Here is an 18,336-nt window from a genome sequence, read left to right as displayed (position 1 = left end):
GGCGCCAGCACCGCCGGGATGGCCGCAGCCGCGCCCGGAACGGCCGCCGCCGCGCCCGGAACGGCCGCCGCCGCGGTGGCAAGCCCCGGGATGGCCGGCACGGCCGGCACGCCCAGGGTGAAGCCGGCCGGCAGCAGGCCGCTGCTCTTGAGGTAGGCGAGCGCGATGGCGGCGGTGGACGCGGTGGCGACGACGCTGGTTCCCACGCCGACCACGGTGGTTCCGACGCCCACGACGCCCTGGACGATCGACCAGGCGGTTTGTGCCCCGGCGGGTGCGGCGGAGATCGCGGCCGCGTTGTCTATGGCGCCGGGCAGTTGCGGGAGGACCGCGGCCGCGGAGTCAGGCAAACCCGTGTCGAACCCGCCCGGTAACGCCGCGGCCGGCGCGCCGCCTCCCGATCCGCCCAGCCCTGGCACCGCGCGCGCCGCGGACCCGCCCGGTGTAGCCGGTCCGCCGGGCATTGCCGGGTTGGTGGCCTCTGCGACCGGCTTGGGGGCGTCCCCAGTGTTCGCGGCGGGAGCGGCCTGCGTGCCGGGCGCCGACGGCGGCGTCTCGGGCATCAGGACCGACGCCACCTTCTGGCAGGGGGCCCCGCCATTGCCGCAGGGTCCCGCGGCCGGCAGCGGCGTGCTGACCGAGGTCAGGGGCGTGACCGCCAGCGTCCCGCCCATCAGGGCGGACGCGACGGCGCCCAGGACAGCGATTCTCATGACGGCCCCCTCCGGCAGTCGACTCGCGATCGGCGCGGGTCAATCCATGAAGCTTAAGCAAAAGCGGCACGTGGCGTGGGGTGTTAGCCGAAATTTACGGCGGCGGCTCCGATGCTTCACCGGCCGGTCTCCTAGCCGGCTTGAGCCGGTGTCGCGACCAACGGCAGCCCGACGATCGGGGCCGCCTTGTGCAGGCATTCCTCCCATTCGGCGTCGGGATCGGAGTCGGCGGTGATCCCGCCGCCGACGCCCAGCACCGCGCCGCCGCCCGCGTCGAACTCGACGGTGCGAATCGCGACATTCAGCTCGCATCCGGCGATCGGGGAGGCCAGGCCGATCGTTCCGCAGTAGATGCCGCGGCGGCTGTGCTCCCATTGCGAAATCAGTTGCCGCGCACGGTGTTTGGGGGTACCGGTCACGGACGCCGGGGGGAACGCGGCGTCCAGCAGGGCCGACGTCGGCAGCTCGAGGGGGACGCGCGCCGACACCGTGGACACCAGGTGCCACACGCCCGGCGCGCGCCGCACCACCAGCAGCTCGGGCACGGTGACCGTGCCGACGGTCGCCACGCGGCCCAGGTCGTTGCGGACCAGGTCCACGATCATGATGTTTTCCGCGACGTCCTTGGCCGAAGCCCGCAGCGCCGACGGCCAGGCATCGAGCGGCAGTGTGCCCTTGATGGGGCTGGACGTCACGGTCGCACCGCGTCGTCGCAGGAAAAGCTCCGGGGACAGCGACGCCACCGCACCCCACGGCCCCGCGACGTATGCCGCCCGGGCCGGTGAGGTGCGCGCCACGCCGTCGACGAAGAAATCCAGCGGAGCCCCGCTGACCGACCCGGTGAATTGCGTGCACACGCAGGCCTGATAGACGTCGCCGGCGCGGATCGACTCCAGGCAGGCCAGTACCCCGCCGCGGTGCGCGGCCCGGTCGGGGCCGCCCCAGTCGATGCGGCAATCGCGCGGCGGCGCCGGCCTGGCCGCCAAGGCGGCGTCCAGCCAGCCCGGCATCGGTGCGCCGGACAGGCTTTCGTACCACCAGGCCCCGTCGCGGTCGCGGCGCAGGACGCAGTCGGTCCAGCCGCCGGCGGCCTCGGGGATCCGGGTGGCCCCGCCGTCGGCGGCGGGATCGGGATAGGACAGGTAGCCGACCCAGCCGCCGCCGACCGCCTCCGAGTCGGGCGCGGGCAGGCCCAGCCGGACCGCGAAGGCGTCGTCGACGGCGACCGGCCGCGCCGCGAGGCTCGGCGCGATCACCGCCAGCGAACCGAACCACTCGCCCGTCAGCGCGGCGGGCGGCGGCAACCCCAGGCGGTCGGTGGCATCACCGACGGCGCGCAGCACCCGGGGCGCGGCGCCGAGGTCGCCAAGCCGGTCGGTTCGCACCGCCCTAGTCTGCCGCCTAGCCGCGGCTGATGTCGCGAGCGGTGGCCATGGCCGCCAGCTTCTCCGGGTTGCGCATCACGTAGAAGTTGGTGATCTTGTCGCCGGCGATCTCCAGCGTGATCACCCCTTCGAGCCGTTCGCCGAGGTAGAGCAGCACGGCCGGGGCGCTGTTGCACGTCACCATGTCCACGCGCACCCCGGCGAAGCCGGCGGCCTTGCGCATCAGCCCCACGATCGCCCGGGCCACCCGCTCGGCGCCGACCACGGGCCTGCGGGCGGCGCTGACGATGCCGCCGCTGTCGGCCGTCCAGGTGGCGTCCGGGGCGAGCATCGCCATCAGCGCCTCCACGTCGCCGCTGGCCGCCGTGGCCAGGAACTGGGCGGTGATTTCCGCGTTGCGCTCGGCATCCGTTGCGTCGAAGCGCTTCCGCCGCGCCCGCACGTGTTCGCGCGCGCGGTGCGCGACCTGACGCACGGTCGGCGCCGGCTTGCCGACCGCCTCGGCGATCTCGCCGTAGTCGAAGCCGAACACCTCGCGCAGCACGAACACCGCCCGTTCGTCGGGGCTCAGCGTCTCCAGCAAGACCAGCATCGCCATCGAAACCGATTCCGCCAGAACGACATCGGCCGAGGGGTCCTGGTCGTCGAGGAGCAGCGGCTCGGGCAGCCACGGCCCCACGTACTCCTCGCGGCGGCGCGCGTCGGCCCGCAGCGCGTTGAGCGCCTGCCGGGTGACCAGCTGGGCCAGATACGACTTGGTGTCCCGCACGGCCGACAGGTCGACGTCGGCCCACCGCAGGTAGCTGTCCTGCAGCACGTCGTCGGCCTCGGTCGCCGAGCCGAGGATCTCGTAGGCGATCGTGAACAGCAGCGGCCGCAGCACCGTGAATCGTTCGGCGTGCTCCGACGAACGGGTCACGGCAGCGCGACCTGTTCGTCGGCCGGGGACTGCGCGACCCGCCTGCCGCCCTTGAGCCAGAAGTAGGAGCCGGGCTTGGCGGCCTCGCGGCGAATGAACCACAGCGTGCCCTTGCAGACGGTCTCCTTCACCGACGCCGCCAACCGACCGCCGACGTACACCTCCACCGGGGTGTCGTCCTTGCGGGCGAGCTGGATGGTGCCGTGCGAGCGGCCGAGGCTGATGCACTGGCCAGTGAACGCCTGGTTCAGCAGCGCCGGCGCTTCTCCCGCGATGCGGCTGAGCACCGTGTTGGCGGCCTGGACCCCGAGCGGGCCGGCGGCTTGGCAGCTCATCCGCAGTGGCTGCCCGGACGGCGCGGCCGCGTCACCCGCGGCGACGATGTGCGGGTCGTCGATGCTGGTCAGCGTCTCGTCGGTGAGCAGCCGGCCCAGCGAGTCGGTGCTCAGCCCGCTGCGCGCGGCCAGGTCCGGCACGGCGAAGCCCGCCGTCCACACCGTCGCCGCGCTGGGCAGCACGGCGCCGTCGGTGAGCACCACCGCGTCCCGGCGCACCTCGCTCGCGGCACCGGATTCGAGCACGTTGACGCCCAGGCGGCGCAGCTGTTTGGCCACGGACCGCCGGCCCTTCTCGCTCAGCGAGGGGCCGAGGATGCCACCGCACACCAGGGTCACCGGGCGCCCCAGCTCGGCCAGCTCGGACGCGGTCTCGATGCCGGTCAGCCCGCCGCCGACGACCGTGACGGGCGAACCCAGCGGCAGGTCGGCGAGCGCGTAGCGCAGCCGTTGCGCGCTTTCCAGGTCCGCGACCGAGTGCGCGAACTCGGCGGCGCCCGGCACGGTCAGCGGCATCGCGCCGGTGCTGCCGACGGCATAGATCAGGTAGTCATAGTCCAGCTCGGCGCCGGAGGCCAGCACCAGCCGGCGGTCGGCGGACTCGATGCGCTCGACGGCGTCGATCACCAGCCCGATGCCCTCGCCCAGCAGCGTGTCGTAGTCGGCGACCGCCGCGCTCGTGTCGGCGACCAGTTGGTGCAGGCGGATCCGCTCCACGAACACCGGACGCGAGTTGACCAGGGTGATGTCGACGTCGGGGCGCTGGCGCAGGTGATTGGCGGCCAGGGTTCCGGCGTATCCGCCGCCGACGACGACGACGTGGGTTCTTGGGGCGGCCGGCTGGTTCATTTCTGTCTCCTACTCTCACGGAACTCGTGCCCTTGAGACACCGCGGGCCGGCCGACCGTGACAGTCCGGGCAGAGCTGTGAGCCGTTTCACACGCCCTTGGGGACGAAGACGAAGTTGTTGACGTAGACGCCGTGGGACGCCCAGCCGTCCTCCCGCCCGCCGATGTTGGCCGGGTTCTGGTGCCGGGCCGCGTCGAACTCCTCGATCGGCCGCCGGCCGTCACCGGTGTCGAAGAAGCCCTCGTACCCGAGTCCCGTCAGCAGCTCGGTGATCGCGGCGACGGCGCCGCGGTGATGGCGTTCCTCGGCCTCGACCAGGACCGCGGGCCGGTTGCGCGCGAGGGTCTCCGTCGCGCCGCGCAGCACGGCGAGTTCGTGGCCCTCGACGTCGATCTTGACCAGGCCGACATCGCCGAGGCTCAGGTCGTCGAGCCGCTTCACCGGCACCTCGATGCTCTGCACCGCGTCGCCGCCGGCGTCGCCCAGGGCGTTGTCGGCATCGATCGTGCTGCGGCCCGGGTCGGATTCGACCACCCGCATCGTGGTGACGCCGGGCGTGTCGGAGAGCGCGACGGCCTCCACCCGGACCGGCGCGCCGACCGCGTCGAACATCGACGCCAACTCGCGCGCCTGGGCCGGCCGGGGTTCGAACGCGATCACCGAGCGCGACGACGCGAGCATCGCGATCGTGAACTCGCCGACGTCGGCCCCGATGTCCAGCGAGACGCGGTTCGGATCGCACAGCGACGCGACCAGCCGCACGTCCGGGCGCGCCTCGCCGAGCCGTTGCAGGATGCCGTACTTGCGGCGCCAGAACAGCCGCGGCGCCAACGTCTTTGCCGCCGGCGCGAGCCAACGTTTCGCCGAGCTTGCGACGGGCATCTGCGGTGGTCTCCCATCCTTTTTGGGGCTTTGGGGGCCGGGCTCGAGCGGGTCGCGCGCCGGGTCGCACATGATACGCTTCGCATCTATTCGTGACCTGCCCCGGGCCGAATGCAACCACCGCGAAAGTATGGGGATCCCCAATGCCCGTCGGCGTGCATCGGGGGAGTGCAAACTGGAAGACGAACATCCCCTGATTGGGCCCCCGAACCGGCCAAGCCCAGCTGGGACATGCCCATCGGAGGAGTCCTTGCCGCGAAGCCTGGATCTCGTCGTCACCTCCGTGGCAACCCAGCTGATGGAGGCGACGGGATCAACCGCGACCCAGGTCAGCGAGAAGGTGCTCGCGCAGCTCGTCGAGCAGTTCGATCTCGACGCCTGCTTCCTGCGCCACCACGACCACGACATCCGCGCCTCGGTGCTGGTGGCGGAGTGGCCGCCGCGCACCGACGTTCCGGACCCGGATCCGCTGGCCGTCGTCCACTTCACCAGCGCCGACCCGGTGCTGGCCCAGTGCGAGCACGGCCGCAAGCCGGTGGTGATCCGGCCGGAGCAGAACAACCGCGGGTTTCCCCGCCGGCTGGGCGGGTCCAAGCAGCCCACGTCGCCCTCGGTGGCCGCCGCGCCCCTGGTCTCGGGCGAGGCCACCACGGGCGTGCTCGGCTTCGTCAAGAACGGCGCCCGCAAGTGGAAGCAAGAAGAGATCAACACGCTCGAGGCCATCGCCGCGCTGTTCGCGCAGCTGCAGGCGCGGATCGCCGCCGAAGAGAAGCTTCGCTACCTGGCCGAGCACGACGACCTGACCGGCCTGTACAACCGGCGGGCTCTTGTCGCGCACCTCTCCGAACGGCTCGCGCCGGGAAGCCCGGGGCCGGTCGCCGTCTTGTACCTCGACCTGGACCGGCTCAAGCCGATCAACGACTACCTCGGGCACACCGCGGGCGACTGGTTCATCCGGGTGTTCGCGCAACGGATCCGGGTGTGCGCGGGCAACCAGAGCATGATCGCCCGGCTCGGCGGCGACGAGTTCGTCGTGATCCCGGACCAGCCGATGTCGACGGGGACGGCGGAGTCGTTCGCCCGCCGGCTGGGGGCGATGCTGCGCGAGCGGCTGGCCATCGGCGGACACATGATCACCCGCACCGTCAGCATCGGGCTCGCGGTGGGCATGCCGGGGCGCGACAACAGCACCGACCTGCTGCGCCGGGCCGACGAGGCCGTGCTGACCGCCAAGCGCGCGGGCGGCAACCAGGTGGCGCTGTCCACCGACGACATGTCGCTGAAGAGTGCCTTCCGCAACGACATCGAGCTGCACCTGCAGGGCGACATCGACAGCGAGGCGCTGCTGCTGCACTACCTGCCCGAGGTCGACCTGTGGACCGGCGCCATCGTGGCCGCGGAGGCACTCGTCCGGTGGCGGCACCCGATCTGGGGCCTGCTGCTGCCGGACTCGTTCATCGGGGTGGCCGAATCGACCAACCTGGCCGGTGAACTCGGCCGGTGGGTGATGCGAAGCGCCTGCGCCGAATTCAGCCGTTGGCGCGCCAACGGCGTCGGGCAGAGCGCGAGCCTGCGCATCAACGTGTCGCCCGTCCAACTGATCACCCGCGGCTTCGTGCGCAGCGTCGCCGACACCATCGACGAGTTCGGCATCGACGGCGGATCGGTCTGCCTGGAGATCACCGAGCGGGCCGTCGTGCACGACATCGAAACCACCCGCAAGACCCTGCACGAGCTCAAGGAGGTCGGGGTCCAGATCGCCATCGACGACTTCGGCACCGGCTATGCGGTCCTGTCGCATCTGAAGTCCCTCCCGGTCGACATGCTCAAGATCGACACCGGGTTCGTCCGCGACCTGGGCACCAACGCCGGCGACCTGGCCATCGTCCGGGCAATCATCGGCCTGGCCGAGGCGTTCGGCCTGCAACTGGTCGCCGAGGGAGTCGAAACCCCCGCCGCCGCACTGACTTTGATGCAACACGGGTGCCACCGGGCGCAGGGCTTCCTGCTGTCCCGCCCGGTGCCGGGCAACGCGATGGAAGCGTTGCTGTCCGCGCGCTGGATGCCGATGCCGTTCCTCGCCGACCGCGAGGCGTTGTCGTTAGGCGCGATCTAACCCCGGTGACGATGCTCCGTTCATTCAAAAAGAGCGCTGCCGCCGTTATCGCGTGCACGGCGCTGCTGCTGAACGGCTGCGGCGGTCACCCCAACCCGGGACCGCTGTCCGCGATGGTCTTCCCGGCCATCCCGCCGACGGTTCAGGAGATCGCCAACCCGCTGCGCGGCCAGTACGAGGACTTGCTGGTTCCGCTGTTCCCGCAAGGCAATCCGGCCCAGCAGCGATACCCGGCGTGGCCCGCGTCCTACGACGCCAGCCTGCGCGTCTCGTGGCGGCAGCTGCAGCCCGTCGACCCGCACACCCTGCCGCCCGACGCCCCCGACGATCGCCGCTTCGACTTCAGCGTGATCGACGACGCGCTGACGAAGCTGGCCAACCGCAACATGCGGATGACGCTTCGCGTGTACGCCTACAACTCCTGTTGCAACGACTCGTATCCCGACAACACCAACCTCGCGATTCCCGACTGGATGCGGTCGTCGTCCACCAGCTATCCGGCCCCGCCGAACAGCCCCACGCCCGGGGTGACCCAAGTGGTGCCGAGCTGGAACGACCCGGCCTACCTGGGCGCGTTCGGGCAACTGCTGGCCGCGCTGGGTCGCCGCTACGACGGCGACGAGCGGCTCAGCGTTTTCGAGTTCTCCGGCTACGGCGACTTCAGCGAGAACCACATCGCGTACCTGCGTGACGTGTTGGGCGCCCCCGGCCCCGGGCCCGACGAAAGCGTCGGAATGCTGGGCTATTACAGCCAGTTCCGGGATCAAAGCATCACCAAGGCATCGATTCAGCAGCTGGTGGCGGCGAACGTCAACGCCTTCCCCCAGACGCAATTGGTGGTCACCCCGCAGAATCCCGAGATCGTGCGCGAGCTACTGGCCGACGACGTCACCAAAAAGCTGTCGGCGCCGGTCGGCATCCGCTCGGATTGCCTTGGCGTCCAGGCGCCCTTGCCGGCCTGGGCCGAATCCAACGACTCGCAGTACGTGCGGTCAAACGACGCCGTCGTCAACGCGATCAAGCAGCGGATGGCCTCTGCGCCGGTGATCACCGAGTGGTGCCAGTTGCCCAGCGGGACCGATCCGCGGTCTTACTATGAGAAGGCCCTGCACGACGTTGTCAGGTACCACGTGTCGATGACGTCGAGCGCCAACTTCGCGGACCGCGACTCCCGGTCGGCGATGGACCCCAGCCTGTTTCTGCTGTGGGCCCAGGCGAATATCTCTGCGGGCTACCGGTATTCGGTCGAGGCGCGGCCGGGCTCCCAGTCGATTCAGGGCAAGACGGCGAGCATATCCGTCGCCTGGACCAACTACGGCTCGGCCGCGGCCACCGAGCAGTGGACGCCCGGGTACAAGCTGGTGGATTTCACGGGGGCGGTGGTCAAGAGCCTACCGGCGACGGTCAACCTCAAGGCGCTGGTCAGCGACGACACCGGCTCGTCCCGCGAGGAGGCGGTCCCGGCGACGACGACGGAGTCGGTGCGCGTCGACCTGGCGGGCCTGGCGCCGGGCCACTACACGCTGCGCGCCTCGGTGGACTGGCAGCAGCACAAGCCGGGCGCCTCGCACGTGGTGAACTACGCGCCGATGTCGTTGGCGCGCGACGGCCGCGACGGCGCGGGGTTGTATCCGATTGCGACGCTGGACATTCCGCGCGACTCGACCACCTCAACCAACGGGCAGTGACCTGGTCCCGCCGCGGGCATCGGCGGCCAGGCCGGTCCACAGTCGGGCCAGTGACTCGTGCCAGCGCTGCAGTCCGAAGTCGACGGCGCGGGCGCGCGCGGCGGCGCCCAGCCCCGCACGCAGGCCGTCGTCGGTGACGAGCGCGCTGAGCGCGTCGGCGATCTCGGCGGGCGAACCCGGCTGCACAACGATGCCGGTGACCCCGTCGCTCACCGCCTCGCCGATGCTGCCGACGGTGGTGGTCACCGGCGCCAGGCCGTACGCCATCGCCTCCAGCAGCGCCATCGGCAGGCCCTCGTCGCGGCTTGGGAGCAGGAAAATGTTCGCGGTGCAGAGTAATTCGTCGCGGGCCGGGGGTTCCAGCCAGCCGACCACGCGAACCGTATCGCCCACACCCGCCGCCGCCACCGCGGCGCGGACCCCGTCCACGTCGCCGTCGCCGGCCAGCGTGACCCGCAGCCGCTCGCGGACCGACCCGTCGAGCGCGGCCACGGCCGAGACGATGTCATAGCTGCCCTTGCGCGTCCCCATCCGGCCCAGCGCCACGGCGTGCACCCGGCCGACGCCCGTTTGGGTCACGGGTGTCTCCGGGATGCGAACGGCGTTGTGCAGCACGCTGATTCGATTGGCGGACAGCTCTAACCGGTCCGCGTACTCGTCGACGTGGCGACGGCCCAGCACCAGCCAGTGGTCGGCGACGAGGGCGCGGCGCACCGTCGCCCGCGCCGGTGCCGGCAGCCGGTCGAACCAGCCGCCGAAGTCGTAGCTATGACCGTGTACCACCGCCGGCACGCCAGCCAGCCGCGCCGCCCACAACGGCACCGCCTTGCGGACGACGCTGCCGCCGTGGGCCATGTTCACGTGCAGCACGTCGGCGCGGCGGCGAATGAGCAACCAACTGGCCCAGATCATTCCGCGCACGCCCACCAGCAGTCGCACCCGTCGAGACCGGTCCACGTAGGTGGGCACGACGCTGACGCCGATCCGCTCGTCGGGATGCGCGGCCATCAGGGCGGCGACCGTCGCCATGCCGCCGCGGCTACTCGCGTCCGCGGGCGCCGGCCCCAACACCAGCACCCGCACCGGCCCGCTCACCGCGTCACCGCGGCCGGGATCAGCGGCTCGGTGGCGGGCTCACTGGTGTGGTCGACGTCCTCGCCGGACACGCGGGACCGCTGCCACAGGCGGGCGAACGCCAGGGCCGCGCCCAGCGCCATGCCCAGCGTCATGGCGTTGGCCGGGTCCTCGGGCAGCGGGTCGACGACGCTCATCACCAGCAGGCCGGCGCTGACGGCGGCGCTGGCCTTCGCGGGCGCCGATGCGCTGCGCAGCGCCCGGATCAGCGGCGTGAGCGCGAACACCGCGAAGGCGGCCATGCCCACCGCGCCGGATTTTGCCAGCCACCACAGGTAGAAGTTGTGCGAATAGGTGGTGCCCAACGTGTTCGTGAATTCGTCCGGGTCGTTGCCGAACGGCTCCTGATAGGCGTAGCCGAGGCCGTGGCCGAACACCGGCGCCTTGGCGATGGCGCGGTTGAGGTTGGCGTCCTCGGCCAGCCTGGCCAGCGTCGAGGAGTCCACCGCGAGTGCATTGCTCGACACCCCGCCCAACACGCGGTGGCTGAACCCGGTGATCTGATCGCCCAGCCAGTCCCCGGCTGTCGAGTGCTGCAGCAGGAACAGCGCGCCGGGCACCGCCACGGCCAGGATCCCCGCGCCGGCGATGGCCAGCCGGGCCGCCCGGCGCAGGGACGACCAGCCCAGGGTGGCGAAGAACGCCACCACCGCCGCCACCCCGAGGGCGATCAGCGTATTGCGGGAGAAGGCCAGCACCGAGATGATCAGCGCCGGCAGGCCCAACACGAGATACCAGACGGGCTTGAGGCGGCCGACGATCTGGGCGGCCACCAGCGCGGCCAGCACGGCGATCGCCGGTGTCAGGGTGGCGGTGATGACGCGGTTGGCCGTGTCGCCGGTGTCGGTTTGCAGGCTTTCCAACCGCCCCGCCAGCCGCAGCCCGCCCGAGGAGCTGGCGACGGCCATGCCGGCGGAAAACCAGAGGGTGAGGACCATCGCGTGGACCGACAGCTTGACGTAGTCGCCGTACACGATCACCAGCGCCAGGACGAAACCGCCGACCACCTCGAGCAGGAAGGTGGCCTCCCGCACCACGATTGGGGCGGGGTGGCCCATCGCGAAGCCGACCGCGGCGAAGTAGGCCACCGTCAGCACGAACATCCCCGGCAGCAGGTATTCGGAGAAGCGCAGCCGCACGGCCGGCAGCACGAAGCAGATGGCCAGGACCAGCGCCACGTGGTAGGCGTTGATCGACACGGGCCCAATCACTTTGGCGACGTGTAGGCCCTGGGGCAGCGCCGCGAACGCCAGGAACAGGGCGACGCCGATCATCGTCGCGGGTCTCGTCCAGTAGATCACCAGGCAGAACGACAGGCCGATCAGCATCACGCCCTGGGTTGTGTTGCGCACGGACAGCACGCCAAACACGAAGCAGCCCAGCGCGAATGCCGTCAGGACGGCCCCGGACATCGCCAACCGGTGCCGATTGCGCAGATACAGGATCACCCCGGGCGGCCCACCTTGGTCCGGTAGGTCCGGGCCGCGGCCCGGGCGTGCCGGGGTATCCGCGCGTCGGTCAGCACCGTGCCGACGACGTCGGCGCCGGCGGCGCGCAACGCGGTCAGCGCGTCGGCGAGTTCGTCCTCGGTGGTGCGCCCCGCGCGGACGACCAGGACCGTGGCCTGCGCCGCGGCGGCCAGCAGGCCGGAGTCGGCCGTCGCCAGCACCGGTGGGCCGTCGATCACCGTTCGGTCGAAGGTGGCCGACACATCGGCCAGCACCTTGTCGAGCACCTCCGGCAGGTACGCGCTGCTGGGCAGCGTGTCCCGGCGGGCGGCCCGCGCCGCGAGGATGAAAAGCCGCGGAATCGACGTCGGCTTAACGGCTTCGGCCGCGATGTCGGGGTCGGACAGCGCGTTGCCCAGCCCCTCCCCGGAGTCGACCTTCAGCAGGCCGGCGATCACCGGTCGGCGGGTGTCGCCCTCGACGAGCAGCGCCTCTTCGCCGGATTCGGCGAATGCCCGGGCCAGGTTCACGGCCGTCGTCGTGGTTCCCTCGCCGCCGAACGGCGCCGTCAGCAGCACCCGGCGCGCCCCCGGTTCGAGCGCGCGCAGCAGGCGCGCCCGCAGGCCGCGGACCGCGTCGTCGAACGAGATGTCGGTTCCGAACCGCGGTGCGCTGCCCCGCTTTCCGGGTAGTTCGGCCAGGGTCGGCAAATTGGAGAGGCGTTCCAGCTTGGCTCGGTCACGGACGCTGCGGTCGGTGGCCTCGCGGGTCAACGCCACCCCGGTGCCCAGCAGCAAGCCGGCGGCAAGGCCCATGGCCATGTTGCGCACCGGCACCGGCTTGATGGGGCTGTCCGGCACGCCGGGCTGCTCGACGATGGTGGCCCGGGCGATCGGCATGTTCGGGGCGAGGGGCTGGGGCGGCGTCGCCGCGGGCTGCGCCGGCTGCGGGACGACCGAGGGTTCGGCCGACGGGGTGGCCTCGGCGCCGGGCTGGCCGTCGGTGTCCTGCGCCGCAGGCGCCGATGGCGGGGGCGTCTGCGCCGGCGGCGCCTGCGGCGGTGAGCTGTTCACCAGCGCCACCGGGTCCTTCGGGTTCACACCGAGGGTGCCGACCAGCCCGGTGAACGTGTCCGCCATCGCCTTCGCCAGTGTCGCGGCACGATTCGGGTCGGTATCGGTGACCGAGATGGTGAACAGAGTCGACTTCGGCGTGTACTCCACGTGGGTCGCGCTCGCCAGGGCGTCCGCGCCGATCGGCAGGTGAAACTGCTTGACCGCGCGCTCCGCGACCGCGTGGCCGCCGGCGATCGCGGCGTACGACGACAACCGCTCCTGCGCGGCCTGCGTGCCCTGATAGACCTGGGCCAGGTCGGTCTCGCCCGAGAACGAGATGAGGACAGTGGCCGACGACTGGTAACTCTTCGTCTGGAACGCAGTCACGGCCGCGGCCCCGGCGAGGCAGGCCAGCAGCGCCCCGACGAACAGCTTCCAGTGGGCCGCCAACGTTCGGACAAACGTGCGAAAATCCATCGGCTAAAACCTTTCCCGGCGCCTGCCGGCGCTCTCGAGCTCACGCGCGCCGTGCGGCGGGTGTGTGACCAAGACCTCTGTGAGGATATCCAGCATGCGGTCGGCGACCCGGTCGACGCTGAAGCGCTGCGCGTAGTGGTGCGCGGCCTCGGCGCCGAGGCGCGCGGCGGCGGCAGGGTCCGCCAGCCTGTCGAACGCTGCGGCCAGCCCCGCGACGTCGTCGACGTCCACCGTCGGGCCGCCCGGCGGCTGGTATTCCGGCAGCCCGCCGATGGTGGAGACGATCGGCATCACGCCGAGCTGCATCGACAGCACCTGCACACCGCTCTGCGAGGCGCGCCGGTAGTGGGCGACCGAACCCTTTGCGGCCGAGAGCGTCTCGACGACGTCGGCGTAGCGGTACGTGCCCGAGCACCACCGCGCGTGTTCCGGTAGCCGCGCGCTTCGCAGGGCGATCGGCCCGTCGCCGATCAGCACCAGGTCGTCGCCGCGCCAGCCGTCGCCGGTCACGTGTCGTTGCCAGGCCCGCAGCACCACGTCGATGTTCTTGTACGGGTTGAGCCGGCCCACCATCACGAAATCGCGGCGCGCCTCGGCGCGGACCGGCGCCGGCACGAGGTCGACGTCTAGGTCGCTGGTGAGCGGCAACGTGTGCACGGGCGTCCGGGCGACGTCTCGCCGCGTGCTGATGGCTTCCGCGACGTAGTCGCTGTAGGTGACCGTTGCGGCCGAGCGGGCGCCCCAGCGGTCGAACACCGCACGCTCGTAGGCCGGCCGCGCTTCGCCGGCGTCGTGGGGGCTGTCGTCGTGGACCAGCTGCACCCGGGGCACACCGCCGGCCAATGCCATCCAGCGTGGATCGCGGACCAGCTCGGTGACCACCACCTGCGGCCGGTATTCGCGGATGCGGCGCCAGGCGGCGAAACTCGACGGCCAGCTCGCGGCCGTCCGGAACCGCGGGTCGAGCACCAGCTCGTAGTCGCGGGCGGCGTCCGACTCGGGGTGCTGGTCGGACGTCACCAGCAGCACGTCGGCTCCGCGCCGCCGCAGCGCCTCGACCTGAACGCGCGCCAGCGGCCGCATCCATGGCGAAAGCCAAAGCACCCGAATGGGATTCATGTCAACGCCCGGTCCCTGACCGCGCCGGGGTCGATCGACCAGCGGCCCTCCAGTTGCGGGTATGCGCGCCGCACCTCGTCGTACAGATCCGGCAATGTCAGCATGACGCGATCGGGGTCGGCCGCGATGAGCTGTTCGGGCGAGATGATGCCGACGTCGGTCCCGGGAATCCGGCGCCCCTGCTTCGCCGGTGACGCGTCGGCGACGGCCCGCAACAGTTGCCGGTCGACGCCGGCGATGTTGAACAGCGCCGGCACACGCGAACCGGCGCCGTACCCGTACACCGTGCGCCGGTCGTTCGCCTGCTGCCGCAGCCAGTCGCGCAACTGGGTGGCGTGGCGCTCGGCGTCGCGCTGCAGACCGCCGACGACCGCCGCGTCGGTGATCCCGGCGCTCTGCTCGCGCCGCAAGATTTCCCCGGTGCGTTCGTCGGGGTCGACCCGGCCGTGCACGGCGGCAACCAGCACGGTGCCGCCGTAGAGATCGAACTCCCACGCCGAGGCCACGCCCATGCCGGCCGCGGCGAGCAACCCGGTCAATGCCGTGAGCGAATAGTAGGCGTAGTGACTGTGGCGCAACGCATCCCATTGCCCCTGGGTCACGATCGTCAACAGCGAGTGGAACTGCAGCAGCAGCACGCCGTCGGGCGCGGTGGCCGCCGCGCGGAGACGGAAGGCCTGCCGTTGGTCCGGCTCGTGCATGATGCCGAACGAGTCGAGCACGACGTCGGCCCGTTCCGCCTCGGCGAATCCGCGCTCCGCCAGCAGCGGCAACCAGGTTCCGCCGTGCGGGCTGCCGAATTCTCGTACGGTGGTGCCGCGCAGCCAGCCCGCGTCTGCGACGCGCCGGACGGCCTCGGCCGCCTGGTCGCGCAGGGCCTGCGGCTCGATGCCGCGCGGCTCAGCGGCGGCGGTGTCGTCGTCGGCGAGTTGGGCCAGGCCGCAGCGGCCGCAGAGTTCCATCGCCAGGGGATGCGACGATTCCTCGGGGCGCACGGGTTCGGCGACCGGCGGGAAGTCGTCGCCGGCCGGCACGGTCCCCAGGTCCAGGACCCGTCGAAGATCGGTGCCGCCGCACCCCCGGCACGTAGTCATCGGCGCACGCTACCAATTTCGGCCGCGTGCAGGGTCGGAAGCGGAAAGACGAGCTGGCCGCCCCACTCGGCGACGTAACGAAGCTGCTCGGTCAGCTCCGCCTCCAGGTTCCACGGCAACACCAGCACCACATCCGGGCGGTCTTCGGCGATGCGCTCGGGTCCGTAGATCGGGATCCGGGTCCCCGGGGTGAAGCGCCCATGCTTGTACGGGTTGCGGTCGACGGTGTATTCGAGGAGGTCGGTTCGGATTCCGCAATAGTTGAGCAGGGTGTTGCCCTTGCCCGGCGCGCCGTAGCCGACGACGCGCTTGCCGTCGGCTCGGCAATCCAGCAGGAACCGCAGCAGGTCGTGCCGGATCGCCTCCGCGCGCGGACGCAGTTGCAAATAGCCGTCGGCACGGTGCAGACCCGCGGCCTCCTCGGCGCGCATCACCCTCTCCACCCGCTCCGTCGGCCGCGAGGCGATATCCGCCGAACGGGCCCAGATGCGCATCGATCCGCCGTGGGTGGGCAGCAGCTCGACGTCAACCACGGCGAGCCCGGATGTGGCCAGCGCGCAGATCGCCGAGAACAGGGTGTAGTACTGGAAGTGCTCGTGGTAAATCGTGTCAAACTGCCCCAGCCGCACCAGGTTCAGCGCATGGTGTACCTCGATGCTCAGCCAGCCGTCGTCGTCCATCAGCGTGCGCAGCGAGCGGGTGAAGCCGCGCAGATCGGGGATGTGCGCGTAGACGTTGTTGGCGACGACGAGGTCGGCGGGCCCGTGTTCCTCACGAACCTGGCTCGCCGTGTTCTCGTCCAGAAACGCTGTCAGCGTGGGGATGTCGCGTGCGCGGGCGGCGGCGCCGACGTTCTCGGACGGCTCGATTCCCAGGCATGGCACGCCCGCCGCGACGACGTGCTGCAGCAGGTAGCCGTCATTGCTGGCGACTTCGACCACCCGCGAATCCGGGCCGAGGCCGAGCCGCGGGATCGCTTCGTCGACGAAGCGCTTGGCGTGCTGCACCCAGCTGTCCGAATACGAAGCGAAGTAGGCGTATTCGGTGAAGGTGTCCTCGGGCGTGATCAGCGCCGGTATCTGCAGCAGCAGGCAGTCCTCGCACAACCGCAGGTGTAGCGGGAAGGTCTGCTCCGCAAGGTCGAGTTCCTCGGCGGTGAGGAATTTCTCGCACGGCGGAGTGGCGCCGAGGTCCACGACGCTGAGCAGGCGCTCCGAGTCACACAACCGGCAAAGCATATGGCTCCCAATTCTCTGTGCAGCTGGATGTTTGGGCGGGTTCGATGTTCGGGGTGAGGCGTTGCGCCCGCCGGCGGGTGCTGTCGTGAATGAGCTTGCCCAGGCCGTTCTGGTAGAGCCAGAGGCTGTTCTGCTGGCCGGAGAAGGACTCTTCGCCGGCCATCGCGCCCCAGGGCAAAAACCCGCTGCCCAGTCCGACCCCGAAGACCCCCGCGATCGGCGTGCCGTACCGGTCCAACAGCCGGGCGTGCGTGTCGACGGCCGGGCCGCTGTGCGCCAACGGGACTCGCGTCCCGCGCGCGTTGTAAATAGGCGGTGCCGCGAGGCGGTAGCCGAGGGCCGGGATGATCAGATCGCAGTCGGTGAGCAGACCGAGCAGGCCCGCGCGGGACAGGCCGCCGATCGGCATGGCCACCGCGCGGTCGTCCGGCTCGGCCCCGGGCTTGCGATGCATGCGCCGCCACACTTCGCGGCCGTCGCCCTGCAACCCACCCAGCCGATGCACGCGCCCGGTGGCCGCGCACACGTCGGATTCGGAGAACTCGTAGAAGTCGACGTGGGCCGCGGCACGCGACGCATAAGTGGGGCGCGGTTCGCTGCGATACAGGATTTGGACGCCGCGGGGACCGAAGCTCAGCCCCGGAATCTGTTCCAGCAGCATCCATGCCGCCGAAAATGCGCTGTGCGCCCCGCCCAGGATGACCACGCGCGGGCTGCCGTGCACGCGGGCCAGCCGTCGCGCGACCTCCTGCGCGCCGCCTCGGCTGAGGAGCCGGTGGCTGGACACGATCTTCTCGCGCCAGTCCCCGAGGTGGACGCCGGGCGTGACCTCGATCTCGGACCAGGCCGCGTTCGGCCGCCCGCCGATCGCGACGACCGCGCTGGCGGCGCGGATCAGCGTGCGCCGCCCGTCGGCGCCGGCGGTGAACACCGCGACCGAGCCGTCATCCTGCAGCCGGATCGCCTCGGCGCGTGTGCCGGTGAAGGCGCGGCTGTTCGGATGCCGGTCGAACTCGGCCAGAATGGCGGCACCGAGGCGCCGCTCGAAGCGATCGACCAGCTCCAGCGTGGGATGCGTGGCCCGGAAGCGTTCCAGTTCTTGCGCAACGGGATCGGCCCCGACGTCGGCCAGCAACGGGGAGCAATCCGGGCCGTCCAGGCACTCCAGGAAGGAGGTGCCGCGCGAGTCCGCGTTAAGGGCGTATCGGCCGAGCGTCCCGCCCAGCTCGTCGGCTTGCTCCACCAACGCGACACCGCCGTCCAGCCACGCGTCCAGCCGACCGTGACGTGCCGCCCAGACCAGCGCCCCCGTCCCGGCCGGCCCACCGCCCAGGATCGCCGTTTCGTACCACGGAGTCGGTTCGATGACGGCCGCCCGTTCGCGACGCTTGGTGCGGCGGGCCGATTTCCAGTTCAGTCTCAACGCGCTCACAGCACGGCCTCGATGGCTTCGAGGTACTCGTCGGCCATCGCCTCCACCGTGTAATGCAGGCGCATGCGCTCGTGGCCGCGCCGTCCCACCGATGGCAGCGCGGCGGGGTCGGCCAGGATCTGGGCGAGGCACTCACGCCACGCCGACACCGTGACCGGCTCGACGACGAAACCGGCCTTCCCGAAGTCCAGCATCTCCGGAACGGCGCAAATCGCCGACGCGGCAACGGGTACCGCCCGCGCCATCGCTTCCAGGATGGCCAGCGGGAACGCCTCGGAGCGACTGGGCACGCACAACAGGTCGGCCTCGGCCAGCGCGGGACCCGGCCCGGCCGACCAGCCGCGCCAGTGCACCCGGTCGCGCAGCGCGGCGGGGGTGCGCGCCTGCAGCCGCTCCCGGTCGGGTCCGTCGCCGAATATCGAGAGCTCCCAAGGCATGTCGGCCAGGTCGCC

Annotated in this window: 14 protein-coding genes and 1 pseudogene; 2 read left to right on the top strand and 13 right to left on the bottom strand. The window is 71.2% G+C overall.

Going from position 1 to position 18,336, the window contains the following annotated elements:
- The 5 genes and pseudogenes from A5706_RS15090 to A5706_RS15070 all read right to left on the bottom strand — a co-directional run.
- A pseudogene (locus A5706_RS15090) lies at window positions 1-713 on the bottom strand (hypothetical protein); the annotation flags it as partial.
- A gap of 131 nt (window positions 714-844) precedes the next feature.
- Window positions 845-2,098 carry an aminodeoxychorismate synthase component I gene (locus A5706_RS15085; protein WP_068131986.1) on the bottom strand — a complete coding sequence of 418 codons (1,254 nt, stop codon included), beginning with the start codon at window positions 2,096-2,098 and terminating at the stop codon, window positions 845-847.
- Window positions 2,099-2,114: 16 nt separating this feature from the next.
- Entirely contained in the window at window positions 2,115-3,017 is a 903-nt protein-coding gene (locus A5706_RS15080; RefSeq protein WP_068131984.1) for an RNA polymerase sigma-70 factor, read from the bottom strand.
- Entirely contained in the window at window positions 3,014-4,201 is a 1,188-nt protein-coding gene (locus A5706_RS15075) for an NAD(P)/FAD-dependent oxidoreductase (protein WP_068131982.1), read from the bottom strand. Before A5706_RS15075 ends, A5706_RS15080 begins: the two co-directional genes overlap by 4 nt.
- Before the next feature lie 87 nt (window positions 4,202-4,288).
- Complete coding sequence (locus A5706_RS15070) at window positions 4,289-5,083, bottom strand: FkbM family methyltransferase (RefSeq protein ID WP_068131979.1); 795 nt, start codon at window positions 5,081-5,083, stop codon at window positions 4,289-4,291.
- Between the two features lie 250 nt (window positions 5,084-5,333).
- Between A5706_RS15070 and A5706_RS15065 the strand changes: the two genes are divergently transcribed.
- Both A5706_RS15065 and A5706_RS15060 read left to right on the top strand, forming a co-directional pair.
- The gene (locus A5706_RS15065) at window positions 5,334-7,199 is read left to right on the top strand and encodes a bifunctional diguanylate cyclase/phosphodiesterase (protein WP_068131973.1); all 1,866 of its coding nucleotides are present in this window, start codon (window positions 5,334-5,336) and stop codon (window positions 7,197-7,199) included.
- A gap of 11 nt (window positions 7,200-7,210) precedes the next feature.
- Window positions 7,211-8,887, top strand: coding sequence for a hypothetical protein (locus A5706_RS15060; protein WP_068131988.1), 1,677 nt, complete (start codon window positions 7,211-7,213; stop codon window positions 8,885-8,887).
- Here A5706_RS15060 and A5706_RS15055 read toward each other — a convergent pair.
- The 8 genes from A5706_RS15055 to A5706_RS15020 form a co-directional block, all read right to left on the bottom strand.
- Window positions 8,870-9,982 (bottom strand): glycosyltransferase family 4 protein, encoded by a 1,113-nt coding sequence (locus tag A5706_RS15055; protein ID WP_068131968.1) that lies wholly within the window; start codon window positions 9,980-9,982, stop codon window positions 8,870-8,872. The genes A5706_RS15060 and A5706_RS15055 overlap by 18 nt on opposite strands.
- Window positions 9,979-11,469: an O-antigen ligase gene (locus A5706_RS15050; RefSeq protein ID WP_068131967.1), complete on the bottom strand. Its 1,491-nt coding sequence runs from the start codon at window positions 11,467-11,469 to the stop codon at window positions 9,979-9,981. Before A5706_RS15050 ends, A5706_RS15055 begins: the two co-directional genes overlap by 4 nt.
- Window positions 11,466-13,001, bottom strand: coding sequence for a polysaccharide biosynthesis tyrosine autokinase (locus A5706_RS15045; protein ID WP_068131966.1), 1,536 nt, complete (start codon window positions 12,999-13,001; stop codon window positions 11,466-11,468). The genes A5706_RS15050 and A5706_RS15045 overlap by 4 nt, the downstream gene beginning before the upstream one ends.
- Window positions 13,002-13,004: 3 nt before the next feature.
- Complete coding sequence (locus A5706_RS15040; protein ID WP_082964397.1) at window positions 13,005-14,120, bottom strand: glycosyltransferase family 4 protein; 1,116 nt, start codon at window positions 14,118-14,120, stop codon at window positions 13,005-13,007.
- Window positions 14,117-15,214, bottom strand: a complete 1,098-nt coding sequence (locus tag A5706_RS15035; RefSeq protein ID WP_068131965.1) for a class I SAM-dependent methyltransferase — start codon at window positions 15,212-15,214, stop codon at window positions 14,117-14,119. The genes A5706_RS15040 and A5706_RS15035 overlap by 4 nt, the downstream gene beginning before the upstream one ends.
- Complete coding sequence (locus tag A5706_RS15030; RefSeq protein WP_068131964.1) at window positions 15,211-16,452, bottom strand: class I SAM-dependent methyltransferase; 1,242 nt, start codon at window positions 16,450-16,452, stop codon at window positions 15,211-15,213. Before A5706_RS15030 ends, A5706_RS15035 begins: the two co-directional genes overlap by 4 nt.
- Window positions 16,433-17,884, bottom strand: coding sequence for a hypothetical protein (locus A5706_RS15025; RefSeq protein ID WP_068131954.1), 1,452 nt, complete (start codon window positions 17,882-17,884; stop codon window positions 16,433-16,435). Before A5706_RS15025 ends, A5706_RS15030 begins: the two co-directional genes overlap by 20 nt.
- On the bottom strand, window positions 17,881-18,336 hold a 456-nt coding region (locus A5706_RS15020), incomplete at its 5' end, for a glycosyltransferase family 4 protein (protein WP_156767134.1). The genes A5706_RS15025 and A5706_RS15020, both read right to left, overlap by 4 nt.

Source organism: Mycobacterium sp. E796 (genome assembly GCF_001672815.1).
Lineage (GTDB): Bacteria > Actinomycetota > Actinomycetes > Mycobacteriales > Mycobacteriaceae > Mycobacterium.
This window is presented reverse-complemented; position numbering and strand designations above follow the sequence as displayed.